9 protein-coding genes are annotated in these 12,722 nt (G+C 57.7%); 4 read left to right on the plus strand and 5 right to left on the minus strand.

Annotated elements, in window-relative coordinates:
• The first annotated feature begins 41 nt into the window (after positions 1 to 41).
• The gene (gene queD, locus AAF555_03705; GenBank protein MEM6910666.1) at positions 42 to 407 is read left to right on the plus strand and encodes a 6-carboxytetrahydropterin synthase QueD; all 366 of its coding nucleotides are present in this window, start codon (positions 42 to 44) and stop codon (positions 405 to 407) included.
• Between the two features lie 34 nt (positions 408 to 441).
• The gene (locus AAF555_03710; protein ID MEM6910667.1) at positions 442 to 702 is read left to right on the plus strand and encodes a KH domain-containing protein; all 261 of its coding nucleotides are present in this window, start codon (positions 442 to 444) and stop codon (positions 700 to 702) included.
• An 8-nt stretch (positions 703 to 710) separates the two neighbouring features.
• On the opposite strand, the gene AAF555_03715 is transcribed toward AAF555_03710, so the two are convergent.
• The 3 genes from AAF555_03715 to AAF555_03725 all read right to left on the minus strand — a co-directional run bounded on the left by AAF555_03715 (position 711) and on the right by AAF555_03725 (position 4,699).
• Positions 711 to 1,952 (minus strand): PQQ-binding-like beta-propeller repeat protein, encoded by a 1,242-nt coding sequence (locus tag AAF555_03715; GenBank protein ID MEM6910668.1) that lies wholly within the window; start codon positions 1,950 to 1,952, stop codon positions 711 to 713.
• 49 nt (positions 1,953 to 2,001) lie between these two features.
• The gene (locus tag AAF555_03720) at positions 2,002 to 3,090 is read right to left on the minus strand and encodes a glycosyltransferase (protein ID MEM6910669.1); all 1,089 of its coding nucleotides are present in this window, start codon (positions 3,088 to 3,090) and stop codon (positions 2,002 to 2,004) included.
• Between the two features lie 76 nt (positions 3,091 to 3,166).
• Positions 3,167 to 4,699, minus strand: a complete 1,533-nt coding sequence (locus AAF555_03725) for a hypothetical protein (protein MEM6910670.1) — start codon at positions 4,697 to 4,699, stop codon at positions 3,167 to 3,169.
• Positions 4,700 to 4,822: 123 nt separating this feature from the next.
• On the opposite strand from AAF555_03725, the gene AAF555_03730 reads away from it, so the two are divergent.
• Together AAF555_03730 and smc are read left to right on the plus strand one after the other, a co-directional pair.
• Positions 4,823 to 5,413: a hypothetical protein gene (locus AAF555_03730; protein ID MEM6910671.1), complete on the plus strand. Its 591-nt coding sequence runs from the start codon at positions 4,823 to 4,825 to the stop codon at positions 5,411 to 5,413.
• A 231-nt stretch (positions 5,414 to 5,644) separates the two neighbouring features.
• Complete coding sequence (gene smc, locus AAF555_03735) at positions 5,645 to 9,385, plus strand: chromosome segregation protein SMC (GenBank protein MEM6910672.1); 3,741 nt, start codon at positions 5,645 to 5,647, stop codon at positions 9,383 to 9,385.
• Between the two features lie 1,684 nt (positions 9,386 to 11,069).
• Here the strand turns inward: smc and lepB are convergent.
• The gene (gene lepB, locus AAF555_03740; protein ID MEM6910673.1) at positions 11,070 to 11,570 is read right to left on the minus strand and encodes a signal peptidase I; all 501 of its coding nucleotides are present in this window, start codon (positions 11,568 to 11,570) and stop codon (positions 11,070 to 11,072) included.
• Positions 11,571 to 11,872: 302 nt separating this feature from the next.
• A partial coding sequence (locus tag AAF555_03745) for an RHS repeat-associated core domain-containing protein (protein ID MEM6910674.1) occupies positions 11,873 to 12,722 on the minus strand: 850 nt, incomplete at its 5' end.

Raw genomic sequence — 12,722 nt, forward strand, 5'->3', positions numbered from 1 at the left:
GACGTTTGCGAGTCTCTTCTTTTCAGATTTCACTCCCCTGAATGAGGGCCCGGATTACCAAGGATTTTCGTTTCGATTCCGCGCAATCGCTTCCCCAGGTGCCCGAGGGCCATCGTTGTGGGCAGTTGCACGGGCATAGCTTTTTGGTGGAGATCACCATCGAGGGAGAGGTCGATGCCAAGACCGGTTGGATCTATGACCACAAGCAAATTTCCCAAGCCATGCAGCCCTTGGTGGAGCTTCTCGATCACGCTTATCTCAATGAAATCGAGGGGCTCGAGAATCCTACGATCGAGCTAATGTGCGCGTGGTTTTGGAAAAAGCTCCAACCGGATTTGCCGGAGTTAGCCGAGATCACGATCCACGAGACGCCGAATGCCCGGTGCGTCTTTCGAGGGGAGTTTTGACTGGCCTCTTTCCTCGTCGCAGGTAGATTCCGCCATGGAAGCGAAGGAACAATTGCAGAGCTTTCTCGAGTTCGCGGTGGGAGGGATTGCAAGCGACCCGGAAGCCCTGGAAATCGTCTGCACGGAGGAGTCAGAAAAGAGCTTCAAATACCAGGTCCGAGTGGGCGACGAGGATGTCCCCAAGGTGGTCGGCAAAAGCGGCTTCACCGCCAGCGCCATCCGTTCCCTTCTCAAGGTGGGCGCGGAAAAGCTCGGGGTGGAAGCCAATCTGCGGGTGGACGGGGCGAAGCGCTGATCCGGAGACTATCCTTCGAAGCAGAAGAGGCTTTCTTGGGTCCGGATGAGGCAGATCCCCTCTACCACCACCGGACTGGCGATGATCTCTTCGCCCAGGGAAAAGCTTTGCACCTTTTCCAGCCCATCGCGGGCCGTGACCGTCCCGGTGAAGACGGTGCCGTCATCGCGGACGCAGTAAATCGTGCTCCCGGCCAAGACGGGCGAACTCCAGTATTTTCCACGGGTCTTCGGGAAGGTGTGGTCCCAGAGGCGCTCTCCGGAATCGGCTTCCAGGCATTCCAGGTTGCCCCGCCCACTCAGGACCCAGACTAGGTTGCCGGTGGTGGCTGGGGTGGGCACGTCGTTGCCATCGCTTCGTCGATTCCAGACCATTTCCCCGCCTTTTTCATCGAAGCGAACCCCGGCCAAAAAGTCCCCTCTTCCGTAGGTCACGATGGCGGTGTTGCCCGCCACCACGGGCGAAGCGATGGTGCGCCAGTTGCCTCGATTTTCCGGATTGAAGCCGGCCACGTCCCAAAGAAATTTTCCGGAACGAGCTTCGTGAGCGCTCAGCCGATCCGCCCCAAAGGAGAGAATGAGTTTCCCAGCAGGACTTTCGGCCACCGCCGGGGTGCTGTAGGTGGCCGCTGACTCCGAGGCGACTTGGTAGTCGCGATCGGTCTTCCAAAGGCGACGGCCGGTTTTGGGATCGAGCCCGAGCAAGAAGGGGTCGCCGCGCTGGATGACGGCGATCAAGAGGACCTCGTCGATCAGCACTGGCGAAGTGCCGAGGTCAAAGCCGAGGGTGTCCTTGCCGTAGGTTTTTTGAATATTCACTTCCCACTGGACCTGCCCCTCGAGGTCGAGGGCCATCAGGGTGCCGCTTTTGAAGTAGCAGTAGACGAATTCGCCATCCGTGACCGGGGAGGGGTTGGCGCTTGACCCGAGCCGGTGGCGAGGCTCTCGCACACGATCGAAGACCGCTTGCCAGAGAAGCTCGCCATTTTCGAGCGAGTAACAAAGCGCCGCGTCCTTTCCGTCGATGGGCGCCGTCAGAAAAACCCGCCCCTCGGCCACAGCCGGAGTGGAGGTTCCCCGCCCTGGCAGCGTCACCTTCCAGCGGAGGTCTTTCTTGGGATCGAGAGAAGTGGGCCCCTTGGCCGGAGTCACGCCGGTGCCCAAAGGACCCCGCCACTCGGGCCAAGCGGGTTCGGCCCCCAGTTTGGCCACCGCGAGAAGGAAGAGGAAAACAAGAAGAAAGCACCTCATAATGAAAGGCTACGGCCTCAGCCGGGGATCTTTTGCGGCTTTGTCCCGCCTAATTCACCGTCCGCCCCCGCCAGGTGGCCCGAGGCACAAAGATCGCGTGCCATTGGATGGCCAGAAACAGGAGAATGCCCACCGGATGCAGAATGGCTCCTAGAAGCGATTGTCGATAGCGCCCCCAAGCCAGCAAACGGGGAAGATAAATCGCCACCAGCGTCGCCACGGTCATCCAGCCAAAAGACAGGGGCAAGAGAGCGAAGGGCGCCACCTGCCCCGCCAGGAGCAGGAGAGTCACGAAGGGGAGCAAGGGAAACCAAGCCACCCCCTCGCGAGCGTTTTTGCGAAGGCCTTCCCAGACATCGCGGGCGTTGTCATACATGCGGACGTGGGCCAGGTCCGTGGCGTCGAAGAGGTCGGTCCGGTAGCCGTGTTTCCGGAAAAGGCGGGCCAGCTGGAGGGCATCGTGGACGGTTTGGGAAATGGCATGATGACCGCCGGTGGCTTGGTAGGCCGCCCGCTTCACGAGGAGGAGTTGACCGCATCCGGCTGCCATGTTGGCGTTCTTGCCCAGTCGCATGGCCAAGAGAGAAAGAAAGCCCAGCAGAACCCATTGGATGAGAGGGATGAGAAGCTTCTCCAACAAGGTCCCGGTGATTTGCCGGGGAAAGCCGCTCACATACTCGGCTTGGGTCTGGTCTTGGAACGCGAGGATGCGTGCGATGGCCCCTTTTTCTAAGCGAACGTCTGCATCCAAATAAAGAAGGCGATCATAGCGGGCTCTTTGCGCGAGAATGCCGCAGGCATGCGGTTTTCCCACCCATCCAGGGGGGAGGGGAGGGGCGCTTTCGTAACGAATCCTCGGGTCCTCGCGAGCGAATTCCTCCACGATCTCCGGGGTGCGGTCGGTCGAAGCGTCGTCCAAGACAAGGACCTCGATCTCCACGCCTTCGCTGGCCGCTTGAATGCTTTGGAGGCAGGCTGGAAGGTTGGACTCTTCATCGCGAGCTGGAATGAGAAGGCTGACAGGTCCTAGACTCTTCCCGAGTTCGGCCCCCTGGGGAGTCTTCCGGTAGAGCGGGAAATTCAGGAGAAAAAGGGTGGCCGGAATGAGGGCGCAGACAAGAAGAAGGGGAAAGAGCATGACCAGTCAGCAAACTTACGCCGCCAGGCTGGAGGCAGTCGGCCCGGGAGCTGGGAAAGAGCGTCTCGCCATGGCCCTACTTCGCGGGAAGTCGCAGGCGCTGGAGCGCGTCTTGGTAGAGTTCTCTCATGGGATACATTTCCCCTTTCTCGCGCAGTAGTTGGTCGCAGAGATCGAACCAGCGCTGGACCCGGAAAGGGTGCAACTCCGCCGGGAAGTGGAAGCCGAATTTTTCTTCAAATTCGGGCGTGCCCATCAGTTGTCGGCGGAGGCCGTCCGCATTCCTTTGACGACTCTGCAAGAGATCGGCTGCGGCCAGGAGTTCCTCTCGCGTCGGATCCCTCCCGAGCATTTCCAGGTAAGCCGCTTGCACGACCGCTTGGATCTCCTCGTGCCCGTAGTCATGCATCTGATAGCCGAACTCGTTTTGAGGGGCTTTTTGAGTGCGCAAAAGATGATCGATGTGGCGGACTGTTTCCTGGAATTCCGGCTGGAGTTCACTTTCCAAAACGCTCTCCGCATGAAAGAGAAAGGCGGCGGGGGGATCCGGAGGATTAGGGTGAAAGCCATATTCGGCCAAGCCCGAGTAGTGGGCCGTGCTGAGGTTGTCTTGGATGGTCCATCCCTTGAGCCCATGGGCCACGATGCCGTAGCCTCCCGCCCCGCCGGCAATGGTGTTGCCAGTGACGGAGCCGCCTTGGAGGATGCGCCCTTTGAAGCGCGGATGCCAAACGGCGCAACCCACGGGAATGCCCATGTGAATGCGGGCTCCAAAATTGTCGATGTAATTGTTGCGCACCACGACCCCGCCGTAGTCAAAGAGGGTCAGGTCCTCATCGAGAGCGAACATTTCGAGGAGGGCGTCCACCAGATTGATCCCGCCAAGCGACTCCCGAGAGATGGCCGCCACCACGTTGTCTTCCACGATCGATCCCGGGGCGCAGTAGAGCACGATTCCCACGTCGGTGGGGTCGATCAGAAGGTTGTTGCGGATGATGGAATCGGTCGCCGCCGAGGAGACGCCATCGGCCCAGGAAAAGGGGATTTCATTGAACTCGCGACCGTTCCCACGTGGGTCCACGCCCATGCCGAAGAAGAGATTGTTCTCCGTTAGCATGTTGGAGGCGTGCTCGTGCATCTTCAGAGTCGACCAAGTCCGCGTGTTCATGAAGACGCAGTTCCGCACGATCTGCCCGTCCCCGCCCGGTCCTCCGAAGTGAACCAGGGCCGGTTGTCCCGCGCCTCCACTACCCCGTCCTTTAGGCACCGTGGAAAGTCGGTAACGATCTCCATCGCAAATGACCCGTTCCAAGACCGCACCCTCCTGCCCCCCGCCGTGGATGAGCATCATGAGGTCTTTGTTGGCCAGCCGGAGAGTGGCGTAGTCGGACGGGAACTCGGCCCCTTTGGTAAAGATCTTCTGCCCCGGTTTCCGGTAGCGAAGGGTCTGCCTGATTTCATAGAGCGCCCCTTTTTCGAGCGCCAGGTCCTCCCCACGATCGAGAACCGCTTGCAGATCATCGCCCGGAAGAGAGACCTTGGCTGCCGAAGCGCCGCTCAGCAGGCAGAACCACAAAAAACAGGGAAAGGACCACGGAAAATGCTTCATAAAAGAAAGACGGCAGGACTGGATCCAAGGCGCTCGTTCGTTTGTTTGGCAAAGTCAACTCGCGAGAAGCCAGGCCAGCTCAAGCCAGCCAGACTTTTCTCCGCTAGCCGGCGGCCCCGCACCATGACGCGCTCCTCCCTCCTCGTTCTTTTCTTGGCCTGGCCTTGGACGGTCGCGGGAGAACTGGTTGTGAGGCATCCCATCTTGGGACCGCTCGTGAGGGCCCTGGGAATCAACGAGCAAATCAGCGTGGGCCAATTTCACTCGCTTGAATTTGTGGGACGCAACGGGCGCTTGGTTCTCGATTTGGAAACTCGGGCGGAGCGGGCGGTCACCTTGGTCAAGCCCCAGTTCCGGCTGCTGGGGCCGGAGAAAGAAGGCAAAGCGCCCGTCTGGGCCTTGCTCACGGTGGAGGAAGTGGCCTACCCCAAAAGCGATGGGAAAAAGCTCCTCCGCACCACCTACCGGGTCGACTGCCAACTGCAAGTCGACCCCATGGATTTCAAAAAAGCGCTCCTGGAGGCAGTGGCCAAGGGCCAGCGACTGCGATTTCGGGGCACGAGCGACCTCGAAGTGGCCGCCACCAAGACCAAAACCCTCCGCTATCGCGAAATTTCCATCGAGCTCCGCTTCCCCGCGGCCTGCCCGCAACCCTTCCCACTCCTCCGCCGGGAAAAGCCGCAAGATTTGCTCCCTTCCGGTCACTTAGACTAGTCAGAAATCTCCCTCCGCTTCCACTCGAAGACGTTCCATGGGAGTGGGATGACTCCATTTACTTAAGGTTTCTTAACTACAAGATGTTGTGGTTGCCGGGTGAATTTCCTTGCCATCCATTGTGTAACCCATCAAACTCCGTCTTCAGCGAAGAAAGCTTCGGCCTTCATCTTTAGGGTGGCCGGAATCAGCTCTAGCGCCTCAGTTGACCTAGAAAACCAGCCATCTCCCATGCGTCTCAAATCTCTCGACATCCACGGCTTCAAATCCTTCGCGGACAAGACTCATTTCACCTTCAGTGAAGGGGTCACCGGCATTGTGGGCCCGAATGGTTGTGGGAAGTCGAATGTGGTCGATGCCATTCGCTGGGTTCTGGGCGAGACCTCCGCGAAAGCCCTGCGAGGGGGGGAAATGGCGGACGTCATCTTTAGCGGCACGGACAAGCGGCAAGCGCTCGGTCTGGCTGAGGTCACGCTTACCTTGACCGACTGCGAAGAGGCGCTCGGCGTCGATTACCAGGAAATCGCGTTGGGCCGCCGGGTCTTTCGCGATGGCAAGTCGGACTACCTCATCAACGGCAAGCCCTGTCGCCTGCGCGACATTCACGAGCTCTTCATGGACACCGGCATCGGTCGCTCGGCTTACTCCATCATGGCCCAGGGGCAGATCGACCAAATCCTCTCCTCGAAGCCGGAAGAGCGGCGGGTCGTCTTCGAAGAGGCGGCCGGCATCACCAAGTTCAAAAAGCAGAAAAAGGAAGCGCTCCGAAAGCTCGAATACACCGAGGCCAATCTTCTGCGGGTCGCCGACATCATCTCTGAGGTCGAACGCCAAATGCGCTCCCTCCAGCGGCAGGCCGCCAAGGCCAAGCGTTTCCAGGCCCTTCATGCCAACGTGCGGGTCTTGGAAACTCACCATGCCCATCGCCAATACCGGGAGCTGAAGGCGCAGGAGGGAGAACTTGCCACCTCCATCGCCTCTCGTCGGCAGCAGCAGGAGGGCCTCGAAGCCGACTCCGAAACCGTCGAGAGCGAAGTCGAAAGTGCTCGGGAGCAACTGCACCAACAAGAAAGCGCCCTCGCCGCCAACCAAGAGGCCCGGATGACTCGGCGCAATGAAATCGAACAAGCCCGGCAGCGTCGGGGCTTTTGTGAGGAGCGGATCGAGGGACTGGAGAGCCAGATTGAGCAGAATCGCTCCGAGATCAGTGCGACCGAAGAAAAACGCGCCCAGCAGCAACTCGATCTCCAGACCACCGAAGAGGCCCTGCGTGATCTCGAAGCCCGGATTGAGTCCGCTGCGGTGGCTCTCCAAGAGCAAGAACTGGCTACTTCCGAGGCCTGCAGCGCCCGCCAAGCGGCCGAATCCGGGCTGAAAGAACTTCGCCAGCAAGCCAATGAAGCGGAGGGGCGCATCTACTCGCTGACCGCGCAAATCGACCAGAAAAACCAGCAGAGCGAATCCGACAAACAGCGCATGGGCCAAATCCGTGAGGAAGCCGAAGCCATGCGGGAAGCGCTCACCGAAAAAACTCGGGAAGAAAAGCAGCTCGAAGAAGAGCTCTTTCAAGCGAAGGAAAGCCTCAGCGTCACCACCAGCCAACTGGAGCAAGCGGAAAGCAACCGCCGCAGCCACCAAAGCCAGTTGCAAGCGGCCCGGGGACAGGAAAACGAACTGCGTAAAAACCTTACCCAAGTCGCTTCTCGGCTGGAGATTCTAAAAAAAGCCATGGCTGCCGGAGAGGGCTTGGAGCGCGGCACCCAGAGCGTGCTCAAAGGACTAGATGATCCTAGTCTCTACCAGACCCGCGTCCTCGGACTCCTCGGGGAATCTCTCGAGACCGAGGAAAAATACATCCCCGCTTTCGAGGCCGCGTTGGGCGATCTCCTCCAGACGGTGCTGGTGCGAGAGACCGATGATGCCACGGCCATGGTGGATCTCTTGACGCGCCAGCAAGGGGGCGTGGCCTCCCTCTTGCCAGCCGACCTCCTCGAAGGACCGAACGACTCGCAGATGGAAGCCCGACCGGAGGGGGCGCTGGCCTGGGCTCTCGATGTCGTCTCGCTCCGCGGAGAGGCCGCCCCCGTCCTCCGCGCCGCCCTCCAAAATTTCCTCCTCACTGAAACCCTCGCCAAAGCCATCACGCTTCACCAAGCCTGGCCGGCCTGCACCATCGCTACTTTGAGCGGCGAGCTGGTCCTCCCGAGCGGCGTGATCCGGGGCGGTCGCGGCAAGGAAGAGGCGGGGTCGCTCCTCCAGCGCCAGCAGGAAATCCGCAGCCTGGAAAGCGAAGTCGCCACGCTTCGCGAAGACCATGAAAAAGCCGAAGGCGAGATCGCCCAACTGGAAAGCGCCCTCGCCTTGAGCCAGCAAGCCGTCGAAGACCTCCGGGAGCAGTTGCAACAAGCCAAGCTCAGCCAAAGCTCCCTGGAAGCGCGCGCTTCCCTCCTTTGCCGGGAGCGGGAGCAGCTGGAAAGTCGCTTGGAAAATCAGGACTGGGAAATCCAGGAGTTGGAAACACGCTGCCAGGAAACCAGCGAGCTCCTGGGCGACCTCCAAAGTGAACTCGCCGACAAGCAACAGATCGTCGAAAGCGCGCGCCAGCAGCTCAGGGAGCGCGAGCAAGCCGCCACCCTCGCCGCCGACCGGGAAAAGGAATTAGGCGAAAAGCTCCAGGAAAAGAGAACCCACCTCGCCGTGGAAGGTCGCACTCTGGAAAGCCTCCAGGAGCGATACAAACCCATGTCGGAGCGACTCGCCGAGCTGCAGCAACTCCGCGAGCGCCGCGACTCAGAAATCGCGCATTTTCAAGAGAAGATCGACTACTCGCAGGCCGAGATCGGCACCTTGGTGGTGGCCGTTGAAAAGGCCCAGGGCCTCCTGACAGAACTCGATGCCAACGCCCTCAGCCTGAAAGCTGAAGCTGAAAAGACGGCCGAGGAAATCAAAGCGCGCGAGGGCGATCTCCGCTCCTACCGCGCTCAAATCGCCAAGCTCACTGACCAGCGAAATCGCGAAGAGGTGCAGACCACCCAGCTCGGCCTCAAGCTCGAAAACCTCAGCCACACCATCCAAGAGCGCTACCAAGTCGAGCTCGAAACCTTCGAGCTCGACTACTACCTCCTCGCCCAAGCCATCCAAGAAAGCCAAAAACGAGGAGGCAAAGCCGCCACCACCGAAAGCGAAGGCGAGCCTCCTGAAATCGAAAATCAGCAATCGAAAATCGAGAATCCCCCTACCGAAGTGGCTGAGCCCGACTGGGAACTCGTCGCCACGCTCACCGCGGAGCTCCGCTCCAAACTGGAATCTATGGGGCCTGTCAACCTCGACGCTATCACCGAATTCGAAGAACTGGAAGACCGCTACGAATTCCTCAAAACCCAGCGAGACGATCTTGATAACTCCAAGAACGAACTCCTCGAAGTTATCGAGCGCATCAACCAAGAGACCCAAGTCCGCTTCGCCGACACCTTCGCCCAAATTCGCGAAAACTTCCGCGAAATGTTCAAGGAACTCTTTGGCAAAGGCGCCAAGGCCGACCTCATGCTGATTGACGAAAGCGACGTCCTCGAGAGCGGGATCGAAGTCATCGCCAAGCCTCCTGGAAAGAAGCTCCAAAGCATCAGTCTCCTCTCGGGCGGCGAGCGCAGCATGACCGCGGTCGCGTTGCTCTTCAGCATCTACCAGGTCAAGCCCAGCCCCTTCTGTGTCTTAGACGAATTGGACGCTCCGCTCGACGAAAGCAACATCCAGCGTTTTGTGCGAATGCTGGACCGCTTCATCGACCAAAGCCAATTCGTCATCATCACCCACAGCAAACGCACCATGCACCGCTGCGACGTCATGTATGGTGTCACCATGGAAGAATTCGGCGTCAGCAAGCCCGTCGGCATGCGCCTCACCCAAGAGAAGCAGCCTCCTGAAAAGAAAAACGAAGCAGCCCAAGCAGCCGGGCCAACTGGTCGCGGTTGATGTTGTGGCCCACAACGACTTTGTCGATCGGGCCGTAGCTGTCGGCTTCGAAGGTGTAAATAAAGTGCTCGGAGCTGAAAATCACAAAATGTGAAGATTTAATGGCTGCCCCGTTTCACTTCCTGGCTCCGTTTTGCGGGTTCACTTCACTCCCCGGTGGCCCGCGACGTCTCCGGCGCGGTGGGTGAAGAGTTCATTTTCTAGGTGCAGCCTTACCCAAGTGATAAATAGTCGGAAAGGCATTGGGTGGGTGAGTGGTTTGCCAATCGGCTCATCGAACCCGCCGCGCCGAGGACGTCGCGGCCCACCAACGCTGGGTTTCTCTAGTGTAGCTCCCCGTGAGTCAGACGACGAATCCTGCATGGACCGGGTTTTGATGGATGTAGTGCGCCTTTTCGAGCTAGGATTCATCATTGCGAATGCGATAATCGAAGAGGTTCGACTGCCACGCGACCCCTTTCACGCTTCCCCAACGTCGTGGCAGACGACGAAGCCGTGGCAAAGCCCGTGAAAGCCGTGCCAGCGAAAGCCCCCCCGGAACCCAGATAAGCAAGCTCTCCCCGGTGGCCCGCGACGTCCCCGGCGCGGTGGGTGAAGAGTTCATGTTCTGGGTCCAGCGTAACCTTTGCTCCGGGTTCGGTCTCCAAGGGTTTACAGGTAGCCCCGATCTTCTGGCGCTGTCTTGGCTGATCTGGCAGGCGGCAAGGCCAACAGTAGCTTTGAGCCAACTGGGCCGTTTGCTGGGCGGCTTGAGGCAGTCGATTAGAAAGCTCCAGGGGTAGTTTTCCAGTCCCTTCTCAAAGAATCCGACTCAGATGGGGTTGAGCTAAAGGTCGTCGATGAGGGTGGAAGCGGGCGAGATCTCTTCGCCCGCGGGACTCAGCGCCCACGCTCTCCTTGAAGTGCTCTCCCAGTTGCCGATTTCGTCGTAGGTGTAGTTGCCGTCGGTGAGGTTGGCTGCCGGGAGTGCTGTAGTCAGGCTCGGCGTGGTGGTCTGCGGCGGTAACCTCTCCTTTCTTGTTGTAGCCGCATCTGAACACGCCGTCGCTGAGGCCGGGCATGCTGCCGCCGTGTTCCATGCCAATTCTCTGTCCGAGTTTGTTGAGCTGGAAAGTTCAGCCAGTCTCGCCGCCTCAAAGTGTCAATATTTGTTGACTGCCCCGTAAAAACCATATGGTATCAGACCAAGGCGCGAGGAAGCGTGCTGCCAGCACCACCACTGTAACTGCACCGGACCGATGCGGAATCCCTCACCTTTTTCACCCCCGAAACCTGAAACCTAAGGCGCTCCTTCTTCATCCGTTCAGCTAGTAAAAGAGCCGCTCAAAATCCTCAAGGAGCGCGGGCGTCCCGCCCGCTTCCAACCCAAAAACCGGCCACAGGCCGGCCCTTCCTCCTACCAAGCTACCGAATCAACTAGTCGAATGATCCCGCGCCATGACATGTAAAAACGCCCCTTCTTACTCCACTCACCCTGTTCGCGGCCTCAAGATTCCCTCCTCGGGTTAACTCACCTTGTCAGAATTTGTTGCCTGACCCCTAACATGTTATGCCCCCCCCTCAGAGCGTTAATATGAAGATCTAATGGCTGACCCGTTTCTATGGTCGGTGTCGTGGGTGCCGTCGCTGTAGTCGGTGTCTGGGAGGTGACTAGCCGAAATGTCAAAAATCAAGACACGACCCCTCAATGTATCACTTTATGAGAAAAGTGTTCCCATTTAATTGGGCCAAAGTGTCTCGAATCTATAGCATTAGACAGATTATCTCCTGTCACGTAGTAATCTTCGGAACCTAAAACTAAATTGATCATTTCAATCTGTCGCACACTCAACCCGATCGACTCTAAATCCAAATCTGAGACCTCTAGTCCATTAATCAAAAGCCTGTCACCATCAAATACGACTTTATCTCCAGGGATGGCCGCTATCCGGCGTAGCCAGCGAGCGCCTTTATAGCCTTGTGGTGGGCTTATAACCACCACATCTCCTCTTCTGATTTCCGACTGCTTGCAAAGAAGCCTAGCTCTGATTGCTTCATTAGCTTCAAATTCAGGCTCCATAGACGTAGAAGACACCTTAAATTCAACGTAATTCTGATGATTACAGCCCGACAACAAGGACACTTTATATACTATAAAAATCACTTTTATAAACAATTGAAACTCGATTTGCCTTGCTGAGCTCATAATATCAATCTCTACGGTTTCGGTCCAGTGGGAACAGGTCTAAATAAAGGCGGGCCAGGAGGGAAAAGTGTTTTGTTGTCTTTTTTGGTTTCGACTTCAACCCCAGGAGGCAAAGGAGTATCTTCCGGAATAACAAATGGATTATCCGGTTGCTCTTGATCTCCACGCGGAGCGGAAGGACAAACGTGCAAACAATCAAACGTCTCCGTCACATCGCTTCCCGGTGACTTCGCAAAATGTAACTCATCATCATATCCACCTCTTGTCAGATACCAACTACACTCAAGTTCCCATCCAACAACTTACTCTTGCATGACCTCCCCATCCACTTTAACGCATTGAATACATCTTTTAATTTTATTTACATTCGATAAGACCCACTCTGGGAAGTTATAATTGCCCCCTAAAGTAGGGGGATCGATCAACTCCTTTAGTAAATCTTTACCCAACTTGGAACCTTTTTGGAGTCCGATTATATCGTAATAGTTTATACTATCATTAACAATAAACAAAAGGATATTCACCTCATAAGACTTCCAACCTTCCCCAATCGGATCCCGATTCAACCAGCGCCCTAATTCCGGGTTGTAGTATCTGAATCCATAATAATAAAATCCTGTCTCCTCATCCATCCGTTTGGAACTGAAGCGCCAGCGGTTCTCGCTGATGTAGCCGCTGCCATCTAAATCGAAGGCATGAAATTCGTAGCCGAAGGCGTCGTAGCCATAATAGGCCACTTCCTCCGCTCCGCTTCCGGAGCCGTCCCGCTCCACGATGGTGGCGATGTTGCCATTGCCATCGGCTCCGAAATAATAGGTCTTGGAATTGCCGATTTGCGATTGCGGATTTTCGATTACGGAGAGTAGTCCGCCCACGCCTCCTGCTCCCTGGAGGCTGCCGCTGAGGTCTCGGCCCCAGCAGAGAACTCGTGTGGGAGCGTCGGTGTTGCCGATGCTGGTGGCTGCCGCCTGCCCCGCAACCGCGGGGCTGTCTTCGTATTCAGCGATGACGTTCCAGCCATCATAGATGAAGAAGACAGTGCCCGTTCCCTGAGGAGTCTCACTCGTGGTGGCTTTCATGACGCGGCGACCGAGGTAATCGTAGACATACTTTGCCACGGTTTCGCTGCCTTCGTCAATGAGTTCAGTGAGG

The organism is Verrucomicrobiota bacterium (assembly GCA_039027815.1).
Taxonomy (GTDB): domain Bacteria; phylum Verrucomicrobiota; class Verrucomicrobiia; order Verrucomicrobiales; family JBCCJK01; genus JBCCJK01.

Bases quoted from the DNA above. Each gene is read 5' to 3' on its own strand.
- AAF555_03730 (MEM6910671.1), top strand. From the start codon at position 4,823: ATGACGCGCTCCTCCCTCCTCGTTCTTTTCTTGGCCTGGCCTTGGACG.
- lepB (MEM6910673.1), bottom strand. From the start codon at position 11,570: ATGAGCTCAGCAAGGCAAATCGAGTTTCAATTGTTTATAAAAGTGATT.
- AAF555_03720 (MEM6910669.1), bottom strand. From the start codon at position 3,090: ATGCTCTTTCCCCTTCTTCTTGTCTGCGCCCTCATTCCGGCCACCCTT.
- queD (MEM6910666.1), top strand. From the start codon at position 42: ATGAGGGCCCGGATTACCAAGGATTTTCGTTTCGATTCCGCGCAATCG.
- AAF555_03715 (MEM6910668.1), bottom strand. From the start codon at position 1,952: ATGAGGTGCTTTCTTCTTGTTTTCCTCTTCCTTCTCGCGGTGGCCAAA.
- AAF555_03710 (MEM6910667.1), top strand. From the start codon at position 442: ATGGAAGCGAAGGAACAATTGCAGAGCTTTCTCGAGTTCGCGGTGGGA.
- smc (MEM6910672.1), top strand. From the start codon at position 5,645: ATGCGTCTCAAATCTCTCGACATCCACGGCTTCAAATCCTTCGCGGAC.
- AAF555_03725 (MEM6910670.1), bottom strand. From the start codon at position 4,699: ATGAAGCATTTTCCGTGGTCCTTTCCCTGTTTTTTGTGGTTCTGCCTG.